This is a genomic window from Roseateles sp. FW305-36, assembly GCF_058787015.1.
In genome coordinates, this window is sequence record NZ_JBYSZK010000016.1 from 76324 (window position 1) to 102329 (window position 26006).

At 67.0% G+C, this 26006-nt stretch carries 26 protein-coding genes; 21 read left to right on the forward strand and 5 right to left on the reverse strand.

From position 1 onward, the window contains the following. Nucleotides 1-82 precede the first annotated feature (82 nt). From AC3WOE_RS24555 to AC3WOE_RS24565, 3 genes are all read left to right on the forward strand, one after another. Nucleotides 83-2413, forward strand: a complete 2331-nt coding sequence (locus AC3WOE_RS24555; RefSeq protein WP_492694074.1) for a TonB-dependent receptor — start codon at nt 83-85, stop codon at nt 2411-2413. Between the two features lie 99 nt (nt 2414-2512). Next, a complete protein-coding gene (pyrE, locus tag AC3WOE_RS24560) occupies nt 2513-3178 on the forward strand; it encodes an orotate phosphoribosyltransferase (protein WP_492694076.1) in 666 nt (221 codons plus the stop codon). Continuing rightward, nucleotides 3178-3861: a hypothetical protein gene (locus AC3WOE_RS24565; RefSeq protein WP_492694078.1), complete on the forward strand. Its 684-nt coding sequence runs from the start codon at nt 3178-3180 to the stop codon at nt 3859-3861. The genes pyrE and AC3WOE_RS24565 overlap by 1 nt, the downstream gene beginning before the upstream one ends. Before the next feature lie 33 nt (nt 3862-3894). On the opposite strand, the gene gatB is transcribed toward AC3WOE_RS24565, so the two are convergent. From gatB to gatC, 3 genes are read right to left on the reverse strand one after another with little or no spacing between them, the layout of a single operon-like run. Further along, on the reverse strand, nt 3895-5346 hold the full coding sequence (gatB, locus tag AC3WOE_RS24570; protein WP_492694080.1) for an Asp-tRNA(Asn)/Glu-tRNA(Gln) amidotransferase subunit GatB: 1452 nt from the start codon (nt 5344-5346) through the stop codon (nt 3895-3897). Nucleotides 5347-5348: 2 nt separating this feature from the next. Further along, nucleotides 5349-6839 (reverse strand): Asp-tRNA(Asn)/Glu-tRNA(Gln) amidotransferase subunit GatA, encoded by a 1491-nt coding sequence (gene gatA / locus AC3WOE_RS24575; RefSeq protein ID WP_492694082.1) that lies wholly within the window; start codon nt 6837-6839, stop codon nt 5349-5351. Continuing rightward, a complete protein-coding gene (gatC, locus tag AC3WOE_RS24580; RefSeq protein ID WP_310266549.1) occupies nt 6836-7135 on the reverse strand; it encodes an Asp-tRNA(Asn)/Glu-tRNA(Gln) amidotransferase subunit GatC in 300 nt (99 codons plus the stop codon). The genes gatA and gatC overlap by 4 nt, the downstream gene beginning before the upstream one ends. A 209-nt stretch (nt 7136-7344) precedes the next feature. On the opposite strand from gatC, the gene AC3WOE_RS24585 reads away from it, so the two are divergent. From AC3WOE_RS24585 to rodA, 5 genes are read left to right on the forward strand one after another with little or no spacing between them, the layout of a single operon-like run. Then, the gene (locus AC3WOE_RS24585) at nt 7345-8388 is read left to right on the forward strand and encodes a rod shape-determining protein (RefSeq protein WP_056191483.1); all 1044 of its coding nucleotides are present in this window, start codon (nt 7345-7347) and stop codon (nt 8386-8388) included. 27 nt (nt 8389-8415) lie between these two features. Further along, complete coding sequence (gene mreC / locus AC3WOE_RS24590) at nt 8416-9420, forward strand: rod shape-determining protein MreC (RefSeq protein WP_492694085.1); 1005 nt, start codon at nt 8416-8418, stop codon at nt 9418-9420. Next, nucleotides 9417-9938, forward strand: coding sequence for a rod shape-determining protein MreD (gene mreD / locus AC3WOE_RS24595; RefSeq protein WP_492694087.1), 522 nt, complete (start codon nt 9417-9419; stop codon nt 9936-9938). The genes mreC and mreD overlap by 4 nt, the downstream gene beginning before the upstream one ends. A gap of 6 nt (nt 9939-9944) precedes the next feature. Beyond that, the gene (gene mrdA, locus AC3WOE_RS24600) at nt 9945-11939 is read left to right on the forward strand and encodes a penicillin-binding protein 2 (protein WP_492694089.1); all 1995 of its coding nucleotides are present in this window, start codon (nt 9945-9947) and stop codon (nt 11937-11939) included. Continuing rightward, the gene (gene rodA, locus AC3WOE_RS24605) at nt 11936-13090 is read left to right on the forward strand and encodes a rod shape-determining protein RodA (RefSeq protein ID WP_492694091.1); all 1155 of its coding nucleotides are present in this window, start codon (nt 11936-11938) and stop codon (nt 13088-13090) included. Before mrdA ends, rodA begins: the two co-directional genes overlap by 4 nt. Here rodA and AC3WOE_RS24610 read toward each other — a convergent pair. Together AC3WOE_RS24610 and AC3WOE_RS24615 are read right to left on the reverse strand one after the other, a co-directional pair. Then, a complete protein-coding gene (locus AC3WOE_RS24610) occupies nt 13068-14582 on the reverse strand; it encodes a sensor histidine kinase (RefSeq protein WP_492694093.1) in 1515 nt (504 codons plus the stop codon). The genes rodA and AC3WOE_RS24610 overlap by 23 nt on opposite strands. Beyond that, nucleotides 14583-15254, reverse strand: coding sequence for a response regulator (locus tag AC3WOE_RS24615; protein WP_492694097.1), 672 nt, complete (start codon nt 15252-15254; stop codon nt 14583-14585). Between the two features lie 174 nt (nt 15255-15428). On the opposite strand from AC3WOE_RS24615, the gene recA reads away from it, so the two are divergent. The 13 genes from recA (at nt 15429) to AC3WOE_RS24680 (ending at nt 25989) form a co-directional block, all read left to right on the forward strand. Continuing rightward, nucleotides 15429-16472 (forward strand): recombinase RecA, encoded by a 1044-nt coding sequence (recA, locus tag AC3WOE_RS24620; RefSeq protein WP_492694099.1) that lies wholly within the window; start codon nt 15429-15431, stop codon nt 16470-16472. A gap of 21 nt (nt 16473-16493) precedes the next feature. After that, the gene (locus AC3WOE_RS24625) at nt 16494-17039 is read left to right on the forward strand and encodes a regulatory protein RecX (protein WP_492694101.1); all 546 of its coding nucleotides are present in this window, start codon (nt 16494-16496) and stop codon (nt 17037-17039) included. A 177-nt stretch (nt 17040-17216) separates the two neighbouring features. Continuing rightward, nucleotides 17217-17798, forward strand: coding sequence for a DUF2889 domain-containing protein (locus AC3WOE_RS24630; protein ID WP_492694103.1), 582 nt, complete (start codon nt 17217-17219; stop codon nt 17796-17798). A gap of 25 nt (nt 17799-17823) precedes the next feature. After that, complete coding sequence (gene sucC / locus AC3WOE_RS24635) at nt 17824-18984, forward strand: ADP-forming succinate--CoA ligase subunit beta (RefSeq protein WP_492694105.1); 1161 nt, start codon at nt 17824-17826, stop codon at nt 18982-18984. A 21-nt stretch (nt 18985-19005) separates the two neighbouring features. After that, nucleotides 19006-19899 (forward strand): succinate--CoA ligase subunit alpha, encoded by an 894-nt coding sequence (sucD, locus tag AC3WOE_RS24640; protein WP_057297752.1) that lies wholly within the window; start codon nt 19006-19008, stop codon nt 19897-19899. Between the two features lie 131 nt (nt 19900-20030). Then, nucleotides 20031-20726, forward strand: coding sequence for a TerC family protein (locus AC3WOE_RS24645; RefSeq protein ID WP_492694107.1), 696 nt, complete (start codon nt 20031-20033; stop codon nt 20724-20726). Nucleotides 20727-20736: 10 nt separating this feature from the next. After that, nucleotides 20737-21867, forward strand: coding sequence for a serine/threonine-protein kinase (locus AC3WOE_RS24650; protein WP_492694109.1), 1131 nt, complete (start codon nt 20737-20739; stop codon nt 21865-21867). Further along, nucleotides 21864-22661, forward strand: coding sequence for a Stp1/IreP family PP2C-type Ser/Thr phosphatase (locus AC3WOE_RS24655; protein WP_492694111.1), 798 nt, complete (start codon nt 21864-21866; stop codon nt 22659-22661). Before AC3WOE_RS24650 ends, AC3WOE_RS24655 begins: the two co-directional genes overlap by 4 nt. Nucleotides 22662-22698: 37 nt before the next feature. Next, nucleotides 22699-23349 (forward strand): FHA domain-containing protein, encoded by a 651-nt coding sequence (locus AC3WOE_RS24660; RefSeq protein WP_492694113.1) that lies wholly within the window; start codon nt 22699-22701, stop codon nt 23347-23349. A 165-nt stretch (nt 23350-23514) separates the two neighbouring features. After that, nucleotides 23515-24300 (forward strand): MBL fold metallo-hydrolase, encoded by a 786-nt coding sequence (locus tag AC3WOE_RS24665; protein WP_492694115.1) that lies wholly within the window; start codon nt 23515-23517, stop codon nt 24298-24300. 226 nt (nt 24301-24526) lie between these two features. Beyond that, nucleotides 24527-24979, forward strand: coding sequence for a pilin (locus AC3WOE_RS24670; protein ID WP_492694117.1), 453 nt, complete (start codon nt 24527-24529; stop codon nt 24977-24979). Then, entirely contained in the window at nt 24913-25269 is a 357-nt protein-coding gene (locus tag AC3WOE_RS24675; RefSeq protein ID WP_492694119.1) for a hypothetical protein, read from the forward strand. Before AC3WOE_RS24670 ends, AC3WOE_RS24675 begins: the two co-directional genes overlap by 67 nt. A 267-nt stretch (nt 25270-25536) precedes the next feature. After that, nucleotides 25537-25989 carry a pilin gene (locus AC3WOE_RS24680; protein WP_492694121.1) on the forward strand — a complete coding sequence of 151 codons (453 nt, stop codon included), beginning with the start codon at nt 25537-25539 and terminating at the stop codon, nt 25987-25989. Nucleotides 25990-26006 lie beyond the last annotated feature (17 nt).

Here is a 26006-nt window from a genome sequence, read left to right on the forward strand (position 1 = left end):
ATCCCGTAGGAATCAGAGGCGTTACAAGCGCCCATTTTTTCGCCCCTGCATGCCTTTCCCCCCGTCAACCCGAGGATTTCTCATGCCGAACCCACGCGTTTCCCTGACCCTGCTCGCGCTCGCGCTGAGCACGGCCTTCCCGATGCAGTCCGCCCTGGCGCAGGCTGCTCCTGGAACCGAAGCCAAGAAGGACGTCAACCAGCTCGAAGCCGTCATCGTGACCGGCAGCCGCCGGTCTGAAAACCTGAAGGAAGTGCCGCTGTCGATCTCGGCGATCAAGTCCGAGGAACTCGACACCTACAACGCCGCCGGCCAGGACATCCGCGCCCTGTCCGGCAAGGTGCCCAGCCTGAACATCGAGTCCGACTACGGCCGCACCTTCCCGCGCTTCTATGTGCGCGGCCTGGGCAACACCGACTTCGACATGAACGCCTCCCAGCCGGTGGGCCTGGTCTATGACGATGTGGTGCAGGAAAGCATCGCGCTGAAGGGCTTCCCGGTCTTCGACATGGCCCAGGTGGAGCTGCTGCGTGGCCCGCAGGGCACGCTGTTCGGCCGCAACTCGCCGGCCGGCGTCATGAAGTTCGACTCGGCGAAGCCGGGCAAGAAGTTCGAGGGCTACGCCAACATCGGCTGGGGCCGCTGGAACTCCGTCAACCTCGAAACGGCCGTCAACGCGCCGCTCAGCGATGACTGGCAGATGCGCGTGGCCGGCATCGTGCAGCGCCAGGACAACCGCGTGCACAACCCGATTGCCGCCACCGCCGGCGGCACGGCCGACCTCGAGGGCTACAACGACAAGGCACTGCGCCTGCAGGCTCTGTACAAGAACGGTGGCTTCGAGGGTCTTTTCAAGGTCCAGGCCCGCGACTTCAAGGGCACGGCCACGACCTTCCGCGCCAACATCATGAAGCGCGGCACCAACGACCTCGTCGACGGCTACGACGACAGCTACTACCCCACCGACGGCTACAACTCGCAGACGCTGAAGTCCAGCGAGATCAGCGCCCGCCTGCGCTGGGACTTCGACGGCGTGTCGCTGTACTCCATCACGGCCCACGACCGCGCCAAGTTCTACAGCCGCGGCGACGTGGACGGCGGCTTCGGCAGCCGCTTCGGCGGCATCCCGGACGGCCCGAAGTACTACCCGTCGGGCTCGACGACGCCCTACCCCTCGGTCATCCCGTTTGATGCGCAGACGGCCGACGGCATCCCCTATCTGCGCCAGACCACGCAGGAATTCCGCCTGCAGTCCAACACCAGCGCGCCCTTCCAGTGGATCGCCGGCCTCTACTACTTCAACGAGAAGCTGCAGGTGGACAGCTTCAACTTCGACAGCTTCGCCGTGGGCGACCCGCAGAACGGCTACGCCGTGCAGCACCAGGAAGCCAAGTCCTGGGCCGCCTTCGGCAACGTGAAGTACGCCGTCACGCCCGACCTCAAGCTGACCGCCGGCCTGCGCTACACCGACGACAAGAAGGACTTCGACGCGGTGCGCACCTGGACGCCGGGCAAGGCGCCCAACGTCGACATCATCGGCCCCTTCTACACCCACCCCAAGTCGACGAACTGGAGCTGGGATGTCGGCGCCAACTACAACATCGACAAGGCCACCAGCGTGTTCGCGCGTGTCGCCACCGGCTACCGCGCACCGTCCATCCAGGGCCGCGTGCTGTTCGGCGACTCGATCTCCATCGCGAACTCGGAGAAGGTGCTGTCCGCCGAAGTCGGTTTCAAGGCCGACCTGCTGGACAACACCGCCCGCCTCAGCGGCACGCTCTTCAGGTACCGCGTGAAGGACATGCAGCTGACGGCCGGCTCGGGTTCCACCAACCAGAACCGCCTCGTCAACGCCGCCAAGGCCGAGGGCCAGGGCTTCGAGCTCGACGCCCAAGCCATCATCGCGCGCGACTGGCGCACGACGCTGGGCTTCTCGTACAACGACACGAAGATCAAGGACCCCAACCTCTTCGTGCTGCCCTGCGGCAATGCCGGCTTCCAGTTCCTGGAAGCCAACACCGGTTGCACGGTGCTCGACCCAGCGGGCCCGCTGGCCGGCACCGTCAGCATCAACGGCAACCCGCTGCCGCGCGCGCCCAAGATCGTCTGGAACTGGACGCTCAAGTACAGCCTCGAGCTGGGCAACGGCGAGCTGACCGTGCTGACCGACTGGGCCTACAAGGACAAGTACAACATGTTCCTGTACGAGGCCGTCGAGTACAAGGCCAAGGCGGCCCTGGAAGGCGGCCTGCGCGTCGGCTACGGCTGGGCCAACGGCCGCTACGAGGTGGCCGCCTTCTCGCGCAACATCACCAACCACCGCCAGACGGTCGCCGCCATCGACTTCGACAACCTGACCGGCATCGTCAACGAGCCACGCAGCTACGGCGTGCAGTTCAAGGCGTCGTTCTGACGCGGCAACATGGGCGGCACGCCGCCCGTGTAAACGAGCAGAGGCCTGGCCCGTTCTAGGGGCCGGGCCTCTTTTTTTGGCCCCTAGAATCTTTGCCAAATGCAACCTGACGCCGATCCACTCGCCCAGTCCTTCGTCGCCTTCGCCGTTCAGGCCGGCGTGCTGCGTTTCGGCGAGTTCAAGACCAAGGCCGGTCGGCTCAGCCCCTACTTCTTCAATGCCGGCCTCTTCGATGACGGCGCCAAGCTCGGCAAGCTGGCCGGCTTCTACGCCGAGCGCCTGATCGCGTCAGGCCTGCCCTTCGACATGATCTTCGGCCCTGCCTACAAGGGCATCACGCTGGCCGCCGCCGTCGCGATGGAGCTGGCGCGCCGCGGCCACAACCTGCCCTTCGCCTACAACCGCAAGGAAGCCAAGGACCACGGCGAAGGCGGCACCCTGGTCGGCGCACCGGTCAAGGGCCGCGTGCTCATCATCGACGACGTCATCTCCGCCGGCACCTCGGTGCGCGAGTCCATCCAGATGATCGAGGCCGCCGGCGCCAAGCCTTGCGGGGTGTCCATCGCACTGGACCGGCAGGAGAAGGCGGCGGAGAACGGTGTCGACAGCCCGCTGTCCGCCGTGCAGCAGGTGCAGCAGCGCTACGGCCTGCCGGTCGTCGCCATCGCCGGCCTGGCCGACCTGCTGGCCTATCTGGAGGGCGCGCCCGAACTGGCCACCCACCGCCCGGCCGTGCTGGCCTACCGAGAGCGTTACGGGGTCTGATGCGCATCCTGCCTGCCGTCGCCGGACTGTTCATCGCCAGCACTGCCCTGGCGCAGGACGCCTCGCCCTCCAAGGGCATCTACACCTGCACGACGGCCGACGGCCGCAAGCTGACGGGCGACCGCCCCATTCCCGAGTGCACGACGCGCGAGCAGCGCGTGCTCAACCCCGACGGCTCGCAGCGCAGCACCCTGCCCCCTTTCCTCAGCCCCGAGGACAGAGCCAGCAAGGAAGCCGCCGACCGTCGCGCCGCGGCCGAGCGCATCGCCCAGCAGGACGCCATCCGTCGCGACCGCACGCTGATGCTGCGCTATCCCAACGAGGCCGCCCACCAGCGCGCACGCAACCTCGCCCTGGACGACGCCAACAAGGCCATGCGCAGCTCCGAGCGGCGCATCAAGGACCTCAACGCCGAGCGCAAGCCGCTGCTCGACGAGGCAGAGTTCTACAAGGGCAAGCCTTTGCCGAGCAAGCTCAAGCAGGCCCTGGACGCCAACGACGCCAGCATCGAGGCCCAGGAGGTTCTGATCGAGAACCAGAAGGCCGAGCTGGTGCGCATCAACAAGAGCTATGACGCCGAGCTGGCACGCCTGAAGAAGCTCTGGACCGGCGCCACGCCGGGCTCGATGCCGCCGCTGGGCGAACTGCCGCCGACGGCACCGCCGCCGACACCAAAACGCTGAAATCGGCCTCAGAAAAACCCTGAGGCCGCCCTTTCACCCGAGCTTTTTCTTCAGCAACTCGTTGACCAGGGCCGGGTTGGCCTTGCCCTTAGTCGCCTTCATAGCCTGGCCGACCAGGGCGTTGAAGGCCTTGTCCTTGCCCGAGCGGTACTCGTCGACGGACTTCTGGTTGGCGGCCAGCACCTCGTCGAGGATGGCCTCGATGGCGCCGGTGTCGCTGACCTGCTTCAGGCCCTTGGCCTCGATGACGGCGTCCACGTCGGTCGCCTCGCCCGTCCACAGCGATTCGAAGACCTGCTTGGCGGCGTTGTTGGAGATCGTGCCGTCCGAGATGCGGCCGATGAGCCGGGCCAGCAGTTCTGGGCCGACCGGTGCGGCATCGATCTCGCCGCCGTCGGCGTTGAGCCGCTTGCTGATCTCGCCCATGACCCAGTTGGCCACCAGCTTCGGAACCGCTCCCGCGGCCTTGGCGGCCTCGTAGTAGCGCGCCGTCGCCAGGCTCTGCGTCATCATGGTCGCGTCATAGGCCGGCAGGCCGTCGACGCTCTCGAAGCGGGCCGCCATCACCGACGGCAGCTCGGGCATCTCGCCCTTGACGCGCTCCACCCACTCGGCCGCGATGACCAGCGGCGGCAGGTCGGGATCGGGGAAGTAGCGGTAGTCGGCCGAGTCTTCCTTGCTGCGCATCGCGCGGGTCTCGCCGGTGTCGGGGTTGTAGAGCACCGTGGCCTGCTGGATCTTGCGGCCGTCCTCGATCTCGTCGATCTGCCAGTTGACCTCGTAGTTCACCGCGTCGATGAGGAAGCGGAAGCTGTTGAGGTTCTTGATCTCGCGGCGCGTGCCGTAGGGGTCGCCGGGCTTGCGCACCGACACGTTGACGTCGCAGCGGAAGGAGCCCTCTTGCATGTTGCCGTCACAGATGCCCAGCCACATCACCAGGGCGTGCAGGGTCTTGGCGTACTCGGCCGCCTCGGCACCCGAGCGCATGTCGGGCTCGGAGACGATCTCCAGCAGCGGCGTGCCGGCGCGGTTCAGGTCGATGCCCGACTGGCCGTGGTAGTCCTCGTGCAGGCTCTTGCCCGCGTCTTCCTCGAGGTGGGCACGGGTCAGGTTGACCTTGTGCTTGACGTCGCCGACGAAGAACTCGACCGCGCCGCCCTGCACCACCGGGATCTCGAACTGGCTGATCTGGTAGCCCTTGGGCAGGTCGGGGTAGAAGTAGTTCTTGCGGGCAAAGATGGACAGCGGCGCCACCTTGGCGCCGACGGCCAGGCCGAAGCGGATGGCGCGTTCGACGGCTGCGCGGTTCAGCACCGGCAGGGTGCCTGGCAGGGCCAGGTCCACCGGCGAGGCCTGGGTGTTGGGCGCCGCGCCGAAGGCGGTCGAGCTGCCGCTGAAGATCTTGCTCTGCGTGGAGAGCTGGACGTGGTTTTCGAGGCCGATGACGACCTCATAACCGCGGATGAGCTTGGATGTCGTAGGCATGGTCAGATTCCTGCGGGCGCGGCCAGGTGCCAGTCGGTCGCCTGCTGCAGGGCGTGCGCGGTGTGCAGCAGCTGCCCTTCCTTGAAGTAGTTGCCGATCAGCTGCAGGCCGACGGGCATGCCGCCGGCGCCCGACCCCACCGGCACGCTCATGCCGGGCAGGCCGGCCAGCGAGCCGGGCAGCGTGAAGATGTCGGCCAGATAGGCCTGGGTCGGGTCGTCCTTGCCCTCGCCGTGCTTCCAGGCGACGGTGGGTGCGACCGGGCCGGCGATGACGTCGCACTGGGTGAAGCACTGCTGGAAGTCGTCCGCGATCATGCGGCGCAGCTTCTGGGCCTGCAGGTAGTAGGCGTCGTAGTAGCCGTGGCTTAGCACATAGCTGCCGATCATGATGCGGCGCTTGACCTCGGGGCCGAAGCCTTCTGCACGCGTCTTCTTGTACATATCGAGAAGATCGTCGTACTTGGCCGCGCGATGACCGAACTTGACGCCGTCGAAGCGGCTCAGATTGGAGCTCGCCTCGGCCGGGGCAATGATGTAGTAGACCGGGATGGCCAGCTCGGTGCGGGGCAGGCTGACGTCCACCAGCGTGGCGCCCAGCTTCTCCAGTTCGGCCAGGCCGGCGCGAACGGCGGCGTTGACGTCGGCGGACAGGCCGGCCGGGAAGAACTCCCTGGGCAGGCCGACGCGCAGGCCCGCCAGCGGCTTGCCCGCGGCAGCGCCTTCGCGGGCGGCCAGCATCTGGGCATGGAAGTCCTGCGGCGGTTGCTGCACGCTGGTGGCGTCGCGCTCGTCGAAGCCGCTCATGCTTGAGAGCAGCAGGGCGCAGTCCTCGGCCGAGCGAGCCATGGGGCCGGCCTGGTCCAGGCTGGAAGCGAAGGCGATCATGCCGTAGCGCGAGCACACGCCATAGGTCGGCTTGATGCCGGTGATGCCGGTGAAGCTGGCCGGCTGGCGGATGGAGCCGCCGGTGTCGGTGCCGGTCGAGGCGGGCACCAAGCGAGCCGCCACGGCCACGGCCGAGCCGCCGGAGGAACCGCCGGGCACGCGGCTGACGTCCCAGGGGTTGTGGGCCGGACCGTAGGCGCTGTTTTCGTTGGCCGAGCCCATGGCGAACTCGTCGCAGTTCAGCTTGCCCAAGCTGACCGTGCCGGCCGCATTCAGGCGGGCAACGACGGTGGCGTCGAAGGGGCTGCGATAGCCCTCGAGGATCCTGGAACCGGCCGTCGTCGGCATGTCGGCCGTGACGTAGATGTCCTTGTGCGCCAGCGGGATGCCGGTCAGCGCGCCGCCGTTGCCGGCCGCCAGCACCGCATCGGCCGCAGCCGCGCGGGCCAGGGCGCCGTCGGCGTCGACGTGCAGGAAGGCGCCCAGCGCCTTGTCGTGGGCGGCGATGCGGTCCAGCAGGCCTTGGGTGGCTTCGCGGCTGGACAGGGCACGGCTTTTCAGGGCGGCGGCCAGTTCGGCCACGCCCATGTCGTGAACGGGCTTCATTCGATGACCTTGGGAACGAGGAAAAGGCCGTCCTCGACGGCCGGGGCGCTGCGCTGGTTCAGCTCGCGCTGGTTGCTCTCGGTGACGACGTCTTCACGCAGGCGCAGCTGCACCTGCTGGATGGCCGACAGCGGCGTGTACAGCGGCTCGACGCCGGCGGTGTCCACGGCGCTCATCTGGTCCACGATCTTGAAGAAGTCGTTCAGGTTGCCCAGCAACGCCTCGGATTCGGCGGGTTGCAGTTCCAGCCGGGCCAGGTTGGCGATGCGGCTCACGTCGTCGGGGGTGAGGCTCATGAAGGGTTTTCAGATGTAAGCCTGGGGCCAGAAACCTAGTGTTGGCGGGCCTCAGAATGGGGTGATCGGTTATTATCGCCGCCCATCTTCAAGGCCTTCGAGGCTGCCCCTTCAGCGACGGATTTCGTTGCCGGCCGGGCGGCCTCGATGCTTATTCAGCCCCCCGATTTCTGAGCCGCGCCCGCCGGCGAGGCTCTTTGCGCCACACCATGTTCGCCTCCCTGCGCCGCTATTTCTCGACCGACCTCGCCATCGACCTCGGCACCGCCAACACCCTGATCTACGTGCGCGGCAAGGGCATCGTCCTCGATGAACCCTCGGTGGTCTCGATCCGCCACGAAGGGGGCCCCAACGGCAAGAAGACCATCCAGGCCGTCGGCCGCGAGGCCAAGGCCATGCTGGGCAAGGTGCCGGGCAACATCGAGGCCATCCGCCCCATGAAGGACGGCGTCATCGCCGACTTCACGGTCACCGAGCAAATGCTCAAGCAGTTCATCAAGATGGTCCACGACTCGAAGACGTTCAAGCCGTCGCCGAGGATCATCATCTGCGTGCCCTGCGGCTCCACCCAGGTCGAGCGCCGCGCCATCCGCGAGTCGGCCCTGGGCGCCGGCGCCAGCGAGGTCTACCTGATCGAGGAACCGATGGCTGCAGCGATTGGCGCGGGCCTGCCGGTGGCCGAGGCCTCGGGCTCCATGGTGGTCGACATCGGCGGCGGCACCACGGAAGTCGGCGTCATCTCGCTGGGCGGCATGGTCTACAAGGGCAGCGTGCGCGTCGGCGGCGACAAGTTCGACGAAGCCATCATCAACTACATCCGCCGCAACTACGGCATGCTGATCGGCGAGCCCACCGCCGAGGCGATCAAGAAGAACATCGGCAGCGCCTTCCCGGGCTCCGAGGTCAAGGAGATGGAGGTCAAGGGCCGCAACCTCTCCGAAGGCGTGCCGCGCAGCTTCACCATCTCGTCCAACGAGATCCTGGAAGCCCTGACCGACCCGCTGAACCAGATCGTCTCCGCCGTGAAGAACGCACTGGAGCAGACGCCGCCCGAACTGGGCGCCGACATCGCCGAGCGCGGCATGATGTTGACCGGTGGTGGCGCCCTGCTGCGCGACCTGGACCGCCTGCTGGGCGAGGAAACCGGCCTGCCGGTGCTCGTCGCCGAAGACCCGCTGACCTGCGTCGTGCGCGGCTGCGGCATGGCCCTGGAGCGCATGGAGCGCCTGGGTTCCATCTTCACCTCGGAATAAGCCAGCCCTTAACGCGCCGCGCGCGCCATGCCTCTCGGCACCCTAGACCGCACACCCCCGCCGTTCTTCCGCCAAGGTCCGTCGGCGCTGACCAAGCTCGCGCTGTGTTCGGCCCTGGCCCTGCTGATGATGGTGGCGGACGCCCGCTTCAAGCTGATGCAGCCAGTGCGCGCCACTTTCGCCCTGGTGCTGCACCCGGTGCAGCGCCTGCTGCTGACACCGGTGGACGCCTGGGAAACGGCGGCCGACTACCTGCGCGGCACCAAGCGCGCCATGCAAGCCGAAGACCTCGCCAAACGCCAGCTCGCCCAACAGGCCGAGCGCCTGTCGCGCGCCGAGTCCCTGCAGGCCGAGAACGACCATCTGCGCAAGCTGCTGGGCCTGAAGCCCTCGGTCAACGTGCCCTCGCTGCCGGCCGAAGTGCTGTTCGAGGCCCCCGATCCCTTCTCCCGCCGTGTTGTCATCGACCGCGGCGCCACCCAAGGCGTGGCCGCCGGCTCGCCGGTCATCAACGAGGCCGGCGTGCTGGGCCAGGTGACGCGCGTCTACCCGCTGTCCGCCGAGGTCACGCTGCTGACCGACAAGGAAGCCGCCATCCCGCTGCTGAACGCCCGCACGCAGATGCGCAATGCCGCCGCCGGCCGCCCCGACGGCACAGGCATGGAGCTGCGCTTCCTGGCGGCCAACGCCGACATCAAGGTCGGCGACCTGATGACGACCTCGGGCCTGGACGGCGTCTACCCGCCGGGCCTGCCGGTGGCCAAGGTCAGCATCGTCGAGCGGCGCGGCGACTCCAGCTTCGCCCAGGTGCTGCTGGCCCCCATCGCCCAGCCCGACAGCGCCCGCCACGTGCTGGTGCTGCTGCCGCAGGATCGCCACCTGGCCGCCAAGAAGGAAGCCGAGGCCGCAGCGGCCGAGGAAGCCGCGTCGGCCGCGACCACCAAGGCCGCCGTGCGCGCGGCCAAGAAGGAAGAGCGAGCTGCCAAGGCCGCGGAAAAAGCAGCCGCCAAGGCATCAGGAGCCACTCCATGATCATGCCGCGCGCCGCCGACCAGCTGCTGCTGCCGGCCAACCCCTGGTTCATCGGCCTGACGCTGGTCGTCGCGATGATGATCGACATGGTGCCGGCCGGCCGCAGCGCCGCCATGCCCGATGTGCTGGCCGTCGTGCTCGTCTTCTGGGGCGTGCACCAGCCGCGCCGCATCGGCGTGCTGTGGGCCTTCGTTTTCGGCCTGGCCATCGACGTGCACGACGGCGCGCTGCTCGGCCAGCACGCCCTGGCCTACAGCGGCCTGTGCTTTGGCGCCATCACCCTGCACCGCCGGCTGACCTGGTTCCCCCTGTTCGCCCAGGCCGTGCAGGTGCTGCCGCTGTTCTTCGCCGCCCACGCGCTGGCGCTGATCGTGCGCATGATCGTCGGCGGCATGTGGCCGGGCTGGGGCATGCTGCTGGCGCCCGTCTTCGAGGCTGCGCTGTGGCCGGTGGCCAGCGTGCTGCTGCTGGCGCCGCAACGCCGTGCGCCGGACCGCGACGCCCATCGCCCGCTGTAAAAGCAAGTGGTCGTCCTCAAGAACCTCCACCAGGAGCTGTCGCGCTTCCGGCTGCGCGTGCTGGCCGCAGGCGCCTTCGTGCTGTTCTGCTTCGGCCTGCTGGTGGCGCGGCTGGTGTGGCTGCAGGTGGTGCAGTACGACAGCTTTGCTGAGCGCGCCGAGTCCAACCGCATCGCCGTGGTGCCCATCGTGCCCAACCGCGGCCTCATCAAGGACCGCAACGGCGTCGTGCTGGCCAGCAACTACTCGGCCTACACGCTGGAGATCAACCCCGAGAAGGTGGTCGACCTGGATGCCACCATCGAGGCCCTCGGCCAGGTCATCGAGGTGCAGGCGCGCGACAAACGCCGCTTCAAGCGCCTGCTGGAAGAGACCAAGCACACCGATTCCCTGCCCATCCGCACCAAGCTGACGGACGAGGAAGTGGCCCGCTTCACGGCCCAGCGCTTCCGCTTCCCCGGCGTCGAGATCAAGGCGCGGCTGTTCCGCTCCTACCCGCTCGGCGATGTGGGCGCCCATCTGATTGGCTATATCGGCCGCATCAACCAGGCCGAGAAGAAGGCCATGGACGATTGGGAAGAAGAGGACATCGCCAACTACCGTGGCACGGAGTACATCGGCAAGCTCGGACTGGAGCAGGCCTACGAGCGCGAGCTGCACGGCGCCACCGGTTTCGAGCAGGTCGAGACCAGCGCCGGCGGCCGCGCCGTGCGCCGCCTGGACCACAAGCCGCCCACGCCGGGCAACACGCTGAACCTGTCCATCGACATCAAGCTGCAGGCCCTCGTCGAGCAACTGTTCGGTGAGCGCCGCGGCGCGCTGGTGGCCATCGACCCGCGCAACGGCGAGGTGCTCGCCTTCGTTTCCAAGCCGACCTTCGATCCCAATCTCTTCGTCGACGGCATCGACGCCGACTCCTGGCGCGATCTCAACGAGGACATCGACAAGCCGCTGCTGAACCGGGCCCTGCGCGGCACCTACCCGCCCGGCTCCACCTTCAAGCCCTTGATGGCCATGGCCGCGCTGAACAGCGGCAAGCGCTCGCCCGCCACGGTCATCATGGACAACCTGACCTACAGCTTCGGCGGCCGCACCTTCGGCAGCCCGGAGACCGACCGCGCCGGCCCCAAGGACATGCGGCTGGCCATCGTCACCTCGTCCAACGTCTACTTCTACAGCCTGGCCAACGAGATGGGCGTGGACCTGATCCACGACCAGCTGCTGCCCTTCGGCCTGGGCCGCAAGACCGACATCGACGTGCAGGGTGAGGTCACCGGCGTGCTGCCCTCGCAGGAGTGGAAGCGCAACTACTTCCGCAAGAGCCCGGCCAACCAGAAGTGGTTCCCCGGCGAGACCATCTCGCTGGGCATCGGCCAGGGCTACAACAACTTCACCATGCTGCAGATGGCCACGGCCTACTCGACCATCGCGTCGGGCGGCCAGCGCTACAAGCCGCGCCTGGTGCGCGACATCGAGGACGTGGTCAAGCATGAGCAGCGCCGCGTCGCCAGCGATGCGCTGACGCCGTTGCCACTCAAGCCCGCCGACGTCGCCGTCATCCAGAACGCCATGAACGGTGTGACGCTGGAGGGCACCTCGCGCCAGGTCTTCCTGGGCGCGGGCTACCAGAGCGGCGGCAAGACCGGCACGGCCCAGGCGATCGGCCTGAAGGCCGGCGAGAAGTACAGCAGCATCAAGGCGGACGAGCGCAAGCGCGACCACTCCCTCTACGTCGCCTTCGCGCCGGTGGACAACCCGACCGTGGCCCTGGCCGTCATCGTCGAGAACGCCGGCTGGGGCTCGTCCTCGGCCGCGCCCATCGCGCGCCGTGTCTTCGACTATCTTCTGCTGGGGCAGTACCCCAGCGAGGAAGACATCGCCAAGACGCAACTGGGCCAGACCTTCGCGCCCATCGGCAAGCCGCGCAAGGTGGCCGACGTGGCTTTGCTGCCTAGCCCATCCGCTTCTGCCGCGGCAGCCGCCTCGGGAGCTTCGCAATGACAGTCATCGAACGCCCGCCGCTGTGGCAGCGCCTGCGGCCCTGGTTCGTCGGCTTCGACATCCCGCTGCTGATTGCCGTGGTGTGGATGTGCTGCTGGGGCCTGCTGTGCATGTACTCGGCCGGCTATGACAACGGCACGCGCTTTCCCGATCACGCCCGCAACATGGTGCTCGCCCTGGGCCTGATGTTCGTCGTCGCCCAGGTGCCGCCGGGCAAGCTGATGGCCCTGGCCATCCCGCTCTACACGGTCGGCGTGACCCTGCTGATCGCCACTGCGCTGTTCGGCGTGACGAAGAAGGGCGCGACGCGCTGGCTCAGCATCGGCGTCACGCAGATCCAGCCCTCCGAGCTGCTCAAGCTGGCCACGCCGCTGATGCTGGCCTGGTGGTTCCAGAAGCGCGAGGGCATGCTGCGCTGGCCGGACTTCATCGCGGCGTTTGCGCTGCTGCTGCTGCCCTTTTTGCTGATCGCCAAGCAGCCCGATCTCGGCACCGGCATCCTGGTGCTGGCCGCGGGCCTCTACGTGATCTTCTTCGCCGGCCTGCCGTGGAAACTCATCGTGCCGGCCCTGGTGCTGGGCGCCGCCGGCGCCACCGCCCTGGTGCTCAGCGAGGACGCCATCTGCCAGCCCGACCTGACATGGCCAGTGCTGAAGGAGTACCAGAAGCACCGCATCTGCACGTTGCTGGATCCGTCGAAAGATCCGCTGGGCAAGGGCTTCCACATCATCCAGGGCGAGATCGCCATCGGCTCCGGCGGCGTGACTGGCAAGGGCTTCATGAAGGGCACCCAGACCCATCTGGAATTCATTCCCGAGCGCACCACCGACTTCATCTTTGCGGCCTTCGGCGAGGAGTTCGGCCTGATGGGCGCCTTGGCTCTGCTGGTGGGCTTCACGGCCCTGATCCTGCGCGGGCTCATGATTGCCTCCGACGCGCCGACCCTGTTCACCCGGCTGATGGCGGGGGCGGTGACGCTGAGCTTCTTCACCTACGTCTTCGTCAACATGGGCATGGTCAGCGGCATCCTGCCCGTCGTCGGCGTGCCCTTGCCCTTCATCAGCTATGGCGGCACGGCGATGGTGACGCTGGGGCTGTCGCTGGGGCTGCTGATGTCGATTGCGCGGGTCAAGAAGCTGGTAAAGACCTAGCCGGCAGATTGGCAGGGAAGCGGATCGTGAACCGCGCCCCCGGCCCCTGGCCGTCCGGCGGCTCGCCCCCCGCCGCGCGGCGCAGGCGGGTGTCGTCCAGCGTCAACTCGGCCTCGTGTTGCTGCACGATCTCCTGCACGATGGCCAGGCCCAGGCCCGAACCCTCGACGCCACTGCCCAGCGACCGGTAGAAGGGCTGGAAGACCTTCTCGCGTTCGGCGGGCGCGATGCCCGGCCCGGTGTCCTCGACCTGCAGCACGACGACCTGGCCGAAGGGGTCCTCGACGACCCGCACCGTTACCAGGCCACCGGCCGGCGTGTAAAGCAGCGCGTTGTCGACGAGGTTGCGGATCAGTTCGCCCATCAGCACCGGCTGGCCCTGCACACGCAGCCGGCTGTCCTCGGGCGCGACACCGTCGTAGCCGAGGTCGATGCGCCGCTCCAGCGCCCGCGGCACGAAGTCGCGCACCGTGTCGATGGCGATCTCGGCCAGGTTGACCGGCTCGCGGCGCATGGCCTGCTCGGCGTCCTCGGCGCGGGCCATGGCCAGCAGCTGGTTGACCATGTGGGCGGCGCGCTCGCTGGCGCGGGCGATCTGGGCCAGCGAACGCTTGAGCTCCTCGGGCGAGGCGCGGCCGGCGTCGATCTCGCGCTGGATCAGCTCGGCCTGGGTGCGCAGGCCCGCCAGCGGCGTCTTCAGCTGGTGGGCCGCATCGGCCAGGAAGTGCTTTTGCCGGCTCATCGACGAGTCCAGCCGCGCCAGCAGGTCGTTGATGGCCTGCACCAGCGGCGCGACTTCGTCAGGCACGCGCTGTTCGTCGATGGGCGACAGGTCCGAGCTCTCGCGCGAGCGGATGCGCCGCTGCAATTCGTTCAGCGGCGAGATACCGCGCGCCAGCGCCAGCCACACCAGCAGCACGGCCAGCGGCAGGATGACGAACTGCGGCAGGATGACGCCCTTGATGATCTCGTTGGTCAGGCGGGCGCGCTTGCCCAGGGTCTCGGCCACCTGCACCAGCATCGTCTTCGTCGACCCGGCCTGGCCCTCGGGGGAGATCCACAGATAGGCCACGCGCACGGCGTCCGTGCCGACCTCGTCGTCGCGGAAGTGCAGCTCCCAGGGCACGATGGGCGCGTCCTCGGTGGGCACCGGCAGCGTCGCGTCGCCACTCAGCAGCTCGCCGCGCAGGCCCAGCACCTGATAGAAGACCGTGTCCGAGGCGTCTGCCCTCAGCAGGGCCGCCGCTTCCGGCGCCAGCGCGTAACGGTCTTTTCCCTTGACCGGTGCGGCTTCAGCCGCCACCTGCAGACCCAGGCTGCGCGCCATCTCGCCCAGCTCGCGGTCATAGGGTCGGCTGGCAATGCCCTGCGCGACCAGCCAGGTCAGCGCCACGCTGATCGGCCAGATCAGCAGCAGCGGGGCGAGCATCCAGTCGAGGATCTCGCCGAACAGCGAGCCCTGCTGGGGGCTGGCGCCGTCCTTGGTCGGCATCTACGAGGCGATTTTCTCGAGGCAGTAACCGAGTCCACGCACCGTCGCGATGCGGATGGGGCCTTGCTCGATCTTCTTGCGCAAGCGGTGGATATAGACCTCGATGGCGTTGTTCGAGACCTCCTCGCCCCATTCGCACAGGCGCTCGACGAGCTGGTCCTTGCTGACGAGACGCCCGGCGCGCTGCAGCAGCACTTCCAGCAGCGACAGCTCGCGCGCCGACAGCTCCAGCATCTGGTCGTTGATATAGGCCACGCGGCCGGTAGCGTCGAAGGTCAGCGGTCCGTGCTTAATGACGCTGCTGGCCGTCCCCAGGCCGCGCCGGGTCAGGGCCCGCACGCGGGCTTCCAGCTCCTGCAGCGAGAAGGGCTTGGCCATGTAGTCGTCGGCGCCCAGATCCAGGCCCTTGACGCGCTGCTCGACGCTGTCCGCGGCGGTCAGGATCAGCACCGGCATGGTCGCGCCGCGGGCGCGCAGCTTGCGCAGCACCTCCAGCCCATGCAGGCGCGGCAGGCCCAGGTCGAGGATGACGAGGTCGAACTCATGCGTGGCCAGCGCGGTATCAGCCTCGGTGCCCGAGCTGACGCGGTCCACCGCGTAGCCCGAGGCACGCAAGGCCCGCAACAGGCCATCGGCCAGCACTTGGTCGTCTTCGGCAATCAGGATGCGCATAGGTGTTGTCTCCGGCGCCGATGTTAGGTCTTGAGCAGGTGGCTCACGTCTTGAGCCACCTGGCTCACAGAATGCCGATCAAGCCTGAGGGTGCTCTTCCTCAGATTCGGGGACAGAACCACTGTACAAACATACAGATTGCCCCATAATTCCGACATTCCTTTGGAGAACTGCATGGACGCGCCCGTCAAAGCCCTGAACACCGAAAAAGCCAAGGCCCTGCAGGCCGCCCTCGCCCAGATCGAGAAGCAATTCGGCAAGGGTTCCATCATGCGCCTGGGCGAAGGCGAGGTCATCGAAGACATCCAGGTCGTCTCCACCGGCTCGCTGGGCCTGGACATCGCGCTGGGCGTCGGCGGCCTGCCGCGCGGCCGCGTCATCGAGATCTACGGCCCCGAGTCCTCCGGCAAGACGACGCTGACCCTGCAGGTCATCGCCGAGATGCAGAAGCTGCAAGGCACCTGCGCCTTCATCGACGCCGAACACGCCCTCGACATCCAATACGCCCAGAAGCTGGGCGTGAATCTGCAAGACCTGCTGATCAGCCAGCCCGACACCGGCGAACAGGCCCTGGAGATCGTCGACTCCCTGGTGCGTTCCGGCTCGGTCGACCTCATCGTCATCGACTCGGTCGCGGCGTTGACGCCCCGGGCCGAAATCGAAGGCGAGATGGGTGACCAGCTCCCCGGCCTGCAGGCCCGCCTGATGAGCCAGGCCCTGCGCAAGCTGACCGCCACCATCAAGAAGACCAACTGCACGGTCATCTTCATCAACCAGATCCGCATGAAGATCGGCGTCATGTTCGGCTCGCCCGAAACGACCACCGGCGGCAATGCGCTGAAGTTCTACGCCTCGGTGCGCCTGGACATCCGCCGTATCGGCTCGATCAAGAAGGGCGAGGAGGTCATCGGCTCCGAGACCAAGGTCAAGGTCGTCAAGAACAAGGTCAGCCCCCCGTTCAAGACCGCGGAGTTCGACATCCTCTACGGTGAAGGCATCAGCCGCGAGGGCGAGATCGTCGACATGGGCGTCGTGCACAAGATCGTCGACAAGTCCGGCGCCTGGTATGCCTATCAAGGCGAGAAGATCGGCCAGGGCAAGGACAACGCCCGCGAATTCCTACGCGAGAACCCCGACATCGCCCGCGAGATCGAGAACAAGATCCGTGAAGCGGTCGGCGTCGCCGCCCTGAGCGCTGTCGAAGGCGACGCGGAGTAAGCCGGCTCCGGTTCGCCCCGCATGGCCACCCGTGGGCCGCTGTCGCTGAAGGCCCGTGCCATCGGCCTGCTGGCCCAGCGCGAGCACAGCCGGGCGGAGTTGCGGCGCAAACTGCTGCGCATCGAGCGGCAGCTGCGTGAGCGTGCCGCGGCGGCGGCCATGGCGACGGCGGCTGGGGACACCCGCGGCGCCGTCGAGGCGCACGCCGTCCACGAAGAGGAGGCTGGCGCGCAAGCCGGCGAGGCCACGGTCGACGCCTTGCTCGACAGCCTCGCCGCCGCCGGCTATTTGAACGAAGAGCGCTTCATCGAATCCCGGCTGCACCTGCGCGCCGGCCGTTTCGGCGCCCAGCGCATCCAGCAGGAGCTGGCCCAGCACGGGCTCAAGCTGGACGCCGAGCAGCAGGCCGTCCTGCGTGAAACCGAACTGGAACGCGCCCGCGAGGTCTGGCAGAGGCGCTTCGGGGCCGAGCCTTCGCGCGAGGCGGCCGAGCAGGCGCGCCAGACCCGTTTCCTGCTGGCGAGGGGTTTCGCCCCCGAAGTGGTGCGCCGCTTGCTGAGGGCCTAAGGGCCGCTTGACCGAGCGCGCAGGGGGAGTTTTCACCCTCCGTGCTACATTGCCGGCTGCCCCAAAAACGAGGGTTCACCCGGTTACAGGCCCTTCTGCCCCTCTGGCAAGGCGCCGCAAGAGCCGGGTTGACCCCGTCCCGGCACAGGCCGGGGTGATTCGCCATTCCCCCGTTCCATGCCTGCCGTCCACCCGTCCGTCACGCGCCGCCCGCTGCACCGCCGCGCCCTCGATGTGCAGGTGTTCGCGCGCGATGACGGCCTGTTCGACGTCGAAGCCAGCCTGACTGACACCAAGACGCATGACGTGCCACTGGCCGGCGTGCCGCGCAAGGCCGGCGATCCCATCCACGAGATGCGCCTGCATCTGACCGTGGACCCGACGCTGACCATCACCGCTGCCAGCTCCGAAACACTGTGGATGCCGTATCCCGGTGCCTGCAACGAGCACGGCGACGCCTACCGGCAGCTGATCGGCCTGAACCTGATGAAGGGTTTCCGCCAAGCCGTCGGCGAACGTCTGGGCAGCACGCGGGGCTGTACCCACATCACCGAGCTCTGCCAGATCCTGCCGACGGCCGTCATCCAGGCCATGGCCGGCTCCGTCATCGACACGCGCGAGGGCGATGCCGCCGGCAACCCACCTTTCCAGCTCGATCGCTGCCACGCCCTGCGTCGCGACAGCGCCACCGTCGCCAAGTTCTACCCACGCTGGCATCAGCAGCAAGCCGCTGTTCAGCCTGCCATCTCAGAATCCTGACTTCCCCGACCCGAGAGACCCAGCCATGAAAATCCACGAATACCAGGGCAAAGAAATCCTGCGCCAGTTCGGCGTGCCGGTGCCGCGCGGCATCCCGGCCTTCACCGTGCAGGAGGCCGTCGAAGCCGCCCAGAAGCTGGGTGGTCCGGTCTGGGTCGTGAAGGCCCAGATCCACGCCGGCGGCCGCGGCAAGGGCGGCGGCGTCAAGGTCGCCAAGAGCATCGAGGACGTCAAGGCCAAGGCCGAGGGCATCCTGGGCATGCAGCTGATCACCCACCAGACCGGCGCCGAAGGCCAGAAGGTCCGTCGCCTCTACATCGAGGACGGCGCCGACATCGGCAAGGAGTTCTACATCTCCCTGGTGACCGACCGCGCCACGCAGAAGGTCGCGTTCATCGCCTCCAGCGAAGGCGGCATGGACATCGAAGAGGTGGCCCACAGCACGCCCGAGAAGATCATCACCGAGATCATCGACCCGCTGACCGGCATCACGGCCGACCAGTCGAAGAAGATCGCCGCCGCCATCGGCATGGAAGGCCACACGGTCGACCAGGCCGTCGACCTGTTCGCCAAGCTCTACAAGTGCTACATGGACACGGACGCGTCGCTGGTGGAAATCAATCCGCTGAACCGTGACGGCAAGGGCAACCTGATGGCCCTGGACGCGAAGTTCAACTTCGACGCCAACGCGCTGTTCCGCCACCCCGAGATCGTCGCCTACCGCGACCTCGACGAAGAAGATCCGGCGGAAGTCGAGGCTTCCAAGTTCGACCTGGCCTACATCAGCCTGGACGGCAATATCGGCTGCCTGGTGAACGGCGCCGGCCTGGCCATGGCCACCATGGACACCATCAAGCTGTTCGGCGGCGAGCCGGCCAACTTCCTGGACGTCGGCGGTGGCGCCACGGCCGAGAAGGTGACCGAGGCCTTCAAGATCATGCTCAAGAACAAGAGCGTGAAGGGCATCCTGGTCAACATCTTCGGCGGCATCATGAAGTGCGACACCATCGCCGAGGGCGTCATCACCGCCTGCAAGGCCGTGAACCTGAGCGTCCCGCTGGTCGTTCGCATGAAGGGCACCAACGAAGAACTGGGCAAGAAGATGCTGGCCGAATCCGGCCTGCCCATCATCGCCGCCGACACCATGGCCGAAGCCGCGACCAAGATCGTCGCAGCGGTCGCCTAAGCCAGCCCAGAGGAATCAGAAATGTCCATCTACATCAACAAAGACACCAAGGTCATCACCCAGGGCATCACCGGCAAGACCGGCCAGTTCCACACCCTGGGCTGCCAGGCCTACGCCAACGGCAAGAACGCCTTCGTCGCGGGCGTGAACCCCAAGAAGGCCGGCGAGAAGTTCAGCGAGATTCCCATCTACGCGACCGTCAAGGAAGCCGCCTCGCAGACCGGTGCCACGGTGTCCGTCATCTACGTGCCGCCCGCCGGCGCCGCTGCCGCCATCTGGGAAGCCGTCGAGGCCGACCTGGACCTGGCCATCTGCATCACGGAAGGCATCCCTGTCCGCGACATGCTGGAAGTGCGCAACAAGATGAAGGCCAAGGAAGCCGCCGGCGGCAAGCGCACGCTGCTGCTGGGCCCCAACTGCCCCGGCCTGATCACGCCGGAAGAAATCAAGATCGGCATCATGCCCGGCCACATCCACCGCAAGGGCCGCATCGGCGTCGTGTCGCGTTCCGGCACGCTGACCTATGAAGCCGTGGCCCAGCTGACCGAGATCGGTCTCGGCCAGTCTTCGGCAGTCGGCATCGGCGGCGACCCGATCAACGGCTTGAAGCACATCGACGTGATGAAGGCCTTCAACGATGACCCGGACACCGACGCCGTCATCATGATCGGCGAAATCGGCGGCCCGGACGAGGCGGAAGCCGCGCGCTGGTGCAAGGCCAACATGAAGAAGCCCATCGTCGGCTTCATCGCCGGTGTCACCGCCCCTCCGGGCAAGCGCATGGGCCACGCCGGCGCGCTGATCTCCGGCGGCGCCGACACGGCCGATGCCAAGCTCGCCATCATGGAAGAGTGCGGCTTCACGGTCACGCGCAACCCGTCCGAGATGGCCAAGCTGCTCAAGGCCCTGCTGTAAGCCGGTCTTGACGCACTGACGAGGGCCGTTCACCGAACGGCCCTTTTTCATTCCTCCTGCCTGCGTAGTTGCACGCAGGTACAGGCCGCCCCGGCGCAACGACACTTGCGCGTCACCGTTTTCGCTTCGTCATGGACCTGCTGAGCGCCGCCTTCTTCATCGCCCTGCTGAAGATCATCTGGGTCAACATCCTGCTGTCCGGCGACAACGCCGTCGTCATCGCGCTGGCCGCGCGCAACCTGGCGGCTGATCAGCAGAAGAAGGCCATCGTGTTCGGCAGCGGCGCGGCCATCGTGCTGCGAGTCGTGCTGACGCTGTTCGCCGTGCAGCTGCTGCAGCTGCCCTGGCTCAAGCTCGTCGGCGCCCTGCTGCTGCTGTGGATAGGCATCCAGCTGCTGGCCGACAACGACGATGGTGGCGACGTGCATGCCAGCAGCAGCGTCTGGGTGGCCATCCGCACCATCCTGATCGCCGACCTCGTCATGAGCCTGGACAACGTGATCGCCGTCGCCGCCGCCGCCAACAGTGCTCCCGAAGGCGCCCGCCTGATGCTGCTCGTCATCGGCCTGGGCCTGTCCATTCCCCTCATCATCTTCGGCAGCACGCTGCTGCTCAAGCTGATGGAGCGTTTCCCCGTGATCATCACGCTGGGCGCGGCCCTGCTGGGCTTCGTGGCCGGCGAGATGGCAACGACCGACGCGGCGGTACACGACTGGTTCGAGGCCCATATGCATGGCCTGGACTACGCGGTCAGCATCAGCTGCGCGGTTTTCGTCGTCGCCGTCGGCATGGCTCTTGCCCGCCGCGGCAAGGGCCAGGACGCCTAAGATCGGCCGCATGGCAAGCGGCGACAAAACCGGCAAGTCAGGGAGCTTTTGGCAGCGTCTGGTCGACCGCGTGGCCGGCCCTGCCGACGCGCCTCCCAGCGAGCAGTCCATCCTGTCCACCGTTCAGCAGACCGAGGCGCCCGGCGCCTCGCCGGCACAAGGCAAGCTGGTCGCGCCCCCGCCCGATCTGCACGACTTCGAACTCGGCGCTGAAATCGGCCGCGGCGCCATGGCCGTCGTCTACAAGGCCACGCAGCGCTCCACCGGCCGCCAGGTCGCCATCAAGCGCCTGGCCCTGAGCCGTGAGTTCTCCGCCGAAGACCTGGCCGACGTGCGCGAGCGCTTCATGCGTGAGGCCCGCGCGGCAGGCCAGCTCGAGCATCCCGACATCCTGCAGGTCGTCGACGCCGGCCAGGACGGCAACGACAGCTGGCTGGCTCTGGAATACGTGCTCGGACGCGATCTGAGCCTCTTCACCAAGCCGGGCCAGCTGCTGCCGGCCCGCGAGGTGGTGCAGATCGGCGTGCGCCTGGCGCGCGCTCTGGCCTATGCCCACAGCCAGGGTGTGGTGCACCGCGACATCAAGCCCGCCAACGTCATGCTGGACCGCATCAACGGCAGCCTGAAGCTGATGGACTTCGGCATCGCCCGCGTCGGCGACGGCAGCCGCACGCGCACCGGCCTCGTGCTCGGCACGCCGTCCTTCATGTCGCCGGAACAACTGGCGGGCCTGACGGTGGACGGCCGCAGCGACCTCTACTCCCTGGGCGTCTTGCTCTACCAGCTGCTGTGCGGCAGCCTGCCCTTCCAGGGCGAGTCGATGGCCAAGCTGATGCAACAGATTGCGACAGAGCCGGCGCCGGACATCCGCACCCAGCGCCCCAGCCTGCCCGAAGCCCTGGCGCTCATCCTGGCCCTGGCGCTGGAGAAGCGCCCGGAACTGCGCTACGCCAGTGGCGAGCAGATGGCCCGCGACCTCGAGGCCATCCTGGTCATGAGCATGCCCTCCGAACCGGCGGCCCCCGAATCGGTGCCCCCCCAGGATGCGGCCTTCGCACAAACACTGCGCTTGGCGCCCGGGGAAGCAGGGCAGAATCCCCGATCCTCCGCCGAGCCCCACGAGCCTTCGCAAACCCCATGACCCTGGAGTTCTTCAGCGCCACCGACGTGGGACGTGCGCGCGACAACAACGAAGATTCCGTCGCCCTGGACGAGGCTGCGGGCCTGGCCGTGCTGGCCGATGGCATGGGCGGCTACAACGCCGGCGAGGTGGCCAGCCAGATGCTGACCAGCTTCGTCAGCTCCGAACTCGGCCGCTGGCTCAAGGACGCAGGCCGCGAGGCCCGGGCCGGTGAAGTCAAGCGCGCCATGGACATCTGCGTGGACAACGCCAACCGCGCCATCTTCAACGCCGCCAACACCAATCCGCGCTATGCCGGCATGGGCACGACGTTGGTGCTGGGCGTGTTCCGGCCCGAAGGCCTGCTGCTGGGCCACGTCGGCGACTCGCGTGCCTACCGCCTGCGCGGCGGGCGTCTGATGCAGATCACACGTGATCATTCACTGTTGCAGGAACAGATCGACGCGGGCCTGTTGACTGTCGAGGAAGCCGCTTTTTCCAGCAACAAGAACCTCGTCACGCGTGCCGTCGGTGTCGAGGACACCGTGCTGATGGAGCTGCATCTGCACGAGGTTCAGCCCGGCGACACCTATCTGCTTTGCTCGGACGGACTGTCAGATATGCTGGATGACGACAGCCTGGCCAACCTGCTCAACGGCAATCCGGCCTTGCCCGAAGCTGCACGCGCGCTGATCAACGCGGCCAATGACAGTGGCGGGCGCGATAACATCGCGCTCATCCTGGCCCGCGCAGAAGGCCGCCAGCGAGCCGAAGGACGGGGCTGGTGGCCCTTCGGTCGACGCAGCGGCAATTGAAGAGTCACGGCACGAACAACAGAACTTGAGGTCATAAATGGGCAAACTGGTGGTTTCGCTCGACGGCGTCGTGATCAAGGAAGTGCAGATCACCAAGGACAAGACCACACTGGGTCGGCGTCCCTACAACGACATCGTCATCGACAATCTCGCGGTCAGCGGCGAGCACGCCGTGCTGCAGATGGTCGGCGCTGACGTCTTCATCGAAGACCTCAACTCCACCAACGGCACCTACATCAACGGCAAGGCGATCAAGAAGCAGCTGCTGGCCGACAACGACACCGTCGAGATCGGCAAGTACAAGATCAAGTTCCTTCTGAACGACGGTGGCGACTACGAGAAGACCATGATCCTCAAGCCCGGCGCCGGCGCACCGCCGAACCTGGGCCTGGGTTCTTCCTTCGGCGCCCTGGGCGGCGCGGCCATCGGCCCGGCCTCCATCAAGGTGCTGACCGGCGCCGCCGCCGGCCGTGAAGTCGCGCTGACCAAGGTCGTCACGACGCTGGGCAAGCCCGGCGTGCAGGTCGCCTCCATCACCAAGCGCCCCACCGGCTATGTGTTCGCCCATGTCGAGGGCGCCCATCGCCCCAGCGTCAACGGCATCCCGCTGACGGGCGAATCGATTGCATTGCGCACCGGCGATCTGATCGAACTCGCCGGTACGCAGATGCAGTTCATCCAGGGTTGATCGCTCGAAGATCAGGGCAGTTGCGGGCCTCGCAACTGCTGTGACTTCCTCACGATAGCGACACCCCCAACTCGGTAATCCGACCGTCCGGGTGCCTGGGCGGGTGCGTACATTCTTGGCTCTGCCTCGCCTGATGCGTGGCACCCAATCCAAGCTACGCACCGCATGAACATCCGCGTCCTGGGCTGCTCCGGCGCCATTGCCGCCGGCTACAAGACCACTGCCTTCCTGCTCGATGACGACGTCCTCATCGACGCCGGCACCGGCGTGGGCGACCTGCCGCTGGATGCCCTGGCCGCCATCGATCACATCCTGCTCAGCCACTCCCATCTGGACCATGTGCTGGGCATCCCGCTGCTGGCCGATGCCGTGCTGCGCCTGCGTGCCGCCGCCGGCCGCCCGCCCATCCAGGTCCACGCCCTGCCCGAGACGCTGGCCGCGCTGCGCCAGCACATCTTCAATGGCGTCATCTGGCCCGACTTCACCGCGCTGCCCAGCCGCGAGGCGCCGGTCCTGAGTCTGCACGCCTTCCAGATCGGCGACCGTGTCGACCTGGGTGGCCGTCTCATCGAGGTGCTGCCGGCGGCCCACACCGTGCCCGCCGTTGGCTTTGCCGTCGATGCCGGCGCAGCCAGCGGCCACGCCCATTGGGTCTTCACCGGCGACACCGGCCCCAACCCGGCGCTGTGGCGCCGCCTGGCCGACCTGCGCCTGTCCCATCTCGTCATCGAGACGGCCTTCAGCGACGACGAATCCGAGGTCGCCCACGTCAGCCAGCACCTGTGCCCGACCGATCTCGGCCATGAACTGGCCCAGCTGGCCGGCAGCGTCGAAGTGCACATCACCCATATCAAGCCTGGCGAGGTCGAGGCCGTCATGCAAGGCGTGCAGGCGCTGAACAGCCCACATCGCATCAGCGCGCTGCAGGCCGGGCAGGAAATGCGTCTCTGAGCCGCCGCCTCGCGCCGGCACACCATGTACAGCTGACGTTTCTTGGCACGGCTGCCGTCGGTGACGAAACCGGGCAGCTTCCACTGCCGTTTTTTGTCAGAAGAAGCGCGTCGACCCCGTGAGCGGTCGCTTTGCGAGGCCGAGCGGTCGGCTTGCGTTGGCACGCACCCTGCATATGAAGTGTGCAAACTTCCCGCCCCCCGAACTCTTTCCTGGAGTACTGACCATGAATCTGAAAGCACGCGCCCAACAAGGTTTCACCCTGATCGAACTGATGATCGTCGTGGCCATCATCGGCATCCTGGCTGCCGTCGCGATCCCCCAATACAAGGACTACACCGCCAAGGCCAAGGCCGGCAACGCCCTGTCTTCCGCTGACACCGCCAAGGCCGCCGTGGCCCTGTGCGCCCAGGAAGAAGGCGGCCTGTCCACCTGCAACACCGCTGGCGTCCTGAGCGCTTACGCGTTCACCCCGACCGCTGAAGTCGCTTCGCTGACGATCACCGGCAACGGCGTCATCGCCCTGACCTTCAACGCCGCCACCAAGGTCGGCAACGATCTGGGCGCCAAGACCATCACCTTCACGCCGAGCCTGGGCACCTCCAGCGTCGTGTGGACCGCCACCACCGACGTGACCAACGCGGTGCTGCTGGCTGCTATCCAGAAGAACAACACCTGATTCCAGGTTGTTCAACGAAAAAGGGGCCTCGCGCCCCTTTTTGCTTTTCTGCCGCGGATATTTGCCGCGTTTTCGCCAACCTGGCGGCGGCGCGGCTGGCGCAAATCCCGCTGTTCCTGCTGGCCACGGTCTGCCTGCTGCTCGGTGAACGCGCGCGCTGGATGCGCGCCAACACGGCCAGGGTTGGTGTGCTGGGCCCGCCGGCGCTGATTTGGGCCCTGCATGCCCATCAGCGCGCTTCGGGAAAAGTCGGCCCCGAGAAAATCCTCCTCGCCATCGTTTCGTCGTGACTGGCCTATGTGGTCTTTTGTCTGACCCTATCTTTGGAAGTGACTGGCGCCCTCGGGGCGCCCTTTTTTGCCTGACGTTTCTCGGCCATGGCCGCTTCGATGACAGAACGCGTCAGCCAAAAATGACGTTTTTTGTCAGTTCAAGCCGCTCTAGCCCCCCGTCCGTGTGCTTTCGCACGCTCCGCAAGGCCCGAAAAGCTGGCACGGGGCCTGCATTCAGGGGGTGTGCCCTCCTCCAACCACTCACTTCCTCCCGGAGTACTGACCATGAATCTGAAAGCACGCGCCCAACAAGGTTTCACCCTGATCGAACTGATGATCGTTGTGGCCATCATCGGCATCCTGGCTGCCGTCGCGATCCCCCAATACAAGGACTACACCGCCAAGGCCAAGGCCGGCAACGCCCTGTCTTCCGCTGACACCGCCAAGGCCGCCGTGGCCCTGTGCGCCCAGGAAGAAGGCGGCCTGTCCACCTGCAACACCGCTGGCGTCCTGAGCGCTTACGCGTTCACCCCGACCGCTGAAGTCGCTTCGCTGACGATCACCGGCAACGGCGTCATCGCCCTGACCTTCAACGCCGCCACCAAGGTCGGCAACGATCTGGGCGCCAAGACCATCACCTTCACGCCGAGCCTGGGTACCTCCAGCGTCGTGTGGACGGCCACCACGACCGTGACCGCCCCGGTCCTGGTCGCCGCGATCCAGAAGAACAACACCTGATTCCAGGTTGTTCAACG

What these genes read in the sequence shown, in the direction of transcription:
- AC3WOE_RS24555 (WP_492694074.1), top strand. Translation starts at nt 83, where the DNA reads ATGCCGAACCCACGCGTTTCCCTGACCCTGCTCGCGCTCGCGCTGAGC.
- pyrE (WP_492694076.1), top strand. Translation starts at nt 2,513, where the DNA reads ATGCAACCTGACGCCGATCCACTCGCCCAGTCCTTCGTCGCCTTCGCC.
- AC3WOE_RS24565 (WP_492694078.1), top strand. Translation starts at nt 3,178, where the DNA reads ATGCGCATCCTGCCTGCCGTCGCCGGACTGTTCATCGCCAGCACTGCC.
- gatB (WP_492694080.1), bottom strand. Translation starts at nt 5,346, where the DNA reads ATGCCTACGACATCCAAGCTCATCCGCGGTTATGAGGTCGTCATCGGC.
- gatA (WP_492694082.1), bottom strand. Translation starts at nt 6,839, where the DNA reads ATGAAGCCCGTTCACGACATGGGCGTGGCCGAACTGGCCGCCGCCCTG.
- gatC (WP_310266549.1), bottom strand. Translation starts at nt 7,135, where the DNA reads ATGAGCCTCACCCCCGACGACGTGAGCCGCATCGCCAACCTGGCCCGG.
- AC3WOE_RS24585 (WP_056191483.1), top strand. Translation starts at nt 7,345, where the DNA reads ATGTTCGCCTCCCTGCGCCGCTATTTCTCGACCGACCTCGCCATCGAC.
- mreC (WP_492694085.1), top strand. Translation starts at nt 8,416, where the DNA reads ATGCCTCTCGGCACCCTAGACCGCACACCCCCGCCGTTCTTCCGCCAA.
- mreD (WP_492694087.1), top strand. Translation starts at nt 9,417, where the DNA reads ATGATCATGCCGCGCGCCGCCGACCAGCTGCTGCTGCCGGCCAACCCC.
- rodA (WP_492694091.1), top strand. Translation starts at nt 11,936, where the DNA reads ATGACAGTCATCGAACGCCCGCCGCTGTGGCAGCGCCTGCGGCCCTGG.
- AC3WOE_RS24610 (WP_492694093.1), bottom strand. Translation starts at nt 14,582, where the DNA reads ATGCCGACCAAGGACGGCGCCAGCCCCCAGCAGGGCTCGCTGTTCGGC.
- AC3WOE_RS24615 (WP_492694097.1), bottom strand. Translation starts at nt 15,254, where the DNA reads ATGCGCATCCTGATTGCCGAAGACGACCAAGTGCTGGCCGATGGCCTG.
- recA (WP_492694099.1), top strand. Translation starts at nt 15,429, where the DNA reads ATGGACGCGCCCGTCAAAGCCCTGAACACCGAAAAAGCCAAGGCCCTG.
- AC3WOE_RS24625 (WP_492694101.1), top strand. Translation starts at nt 16,494, where the DNA reads ATGGCCACCCGTGGGCCGCTGTCGCTGAAGGCCCGTGCCATCGGCCTG.
- AC3WOE_RS24630 (WP_492694103.1), top strand. Translation starts at nt 17,217, where the DNA reads ATGCCTGCCGTCCACCCGTCCGTCACGCGCCGCCCGCTGCACCGCCGC.
- sucC (WP_492694105.1), top strand. Translation starts at nt 17,824, where the DNA reads ATGAAAATCCACGAATACCAGGGCAAAGAAATCCTGCGCCAGTTCGGC.
- sucD (WP_057297752.1), top strand. Translation starts at nt 19,006, where the DNA reads ATGTCCATCTACATCAACAAAGACACCAAGGTCATCACCCAGGGCATC.
- AC3WOE_RS24645 (WP_492694107.1), top strand. Translation starts at nt 20,031, where the DNA reads ATGGACCTGCTGAGCGCCGCCTTCTTCATCGCCCTGCTGAAGATCATC.
- AC3WOE_RS24650 (WP_492694109.1), top strand. Translation starts at nt 20,737, where the DNA reads ATGGCAAGCGGCGACAAAACCGGCAAGTCAGGGAGCTTTTGGCAGCGT.
- AC3WOE_RS24655 (WP_492694111.1), top strand. Translation starts at nt 21,864, where the DNA reads ATGACCCTGGAGTTCTTCAGCGCCACCGACGTGGGACGTGCGCGCGAC.
- AC3WOE_RS24660 (WP_492694113.1), top strand. Translation starts at nt 22,699, where the DNA reads ATGGGCAAACTGGTGGTTTCGCTCGACGGCGTCGTGATCAAGGAAGTG.
- AC3WOE_RS24665 (WP_492694115.1), top strand. Translation starts at nt 23,515, where the DNA reads ATGAACATCCGCGTCCTGGGCTGCTCCGGCGCCATTGCCGCCGGCTAC.
- AC3WOE_RS24670 (WP_492694117.1), top strand. Translation starts at nt 24,527, where the DNA reads ATGAATCTGAAAGCACGCGCCCAACAAGGTTTCACCCTGATCGAACTG.
- AC3WOE_RS24680 (WP_492694121.1), top strand. Translation starts at nt 25,537, where the DNA reads ATGAATCTGAAAGCACGCGCCCAACAAGGTTTCACCCTGATCGAACTG.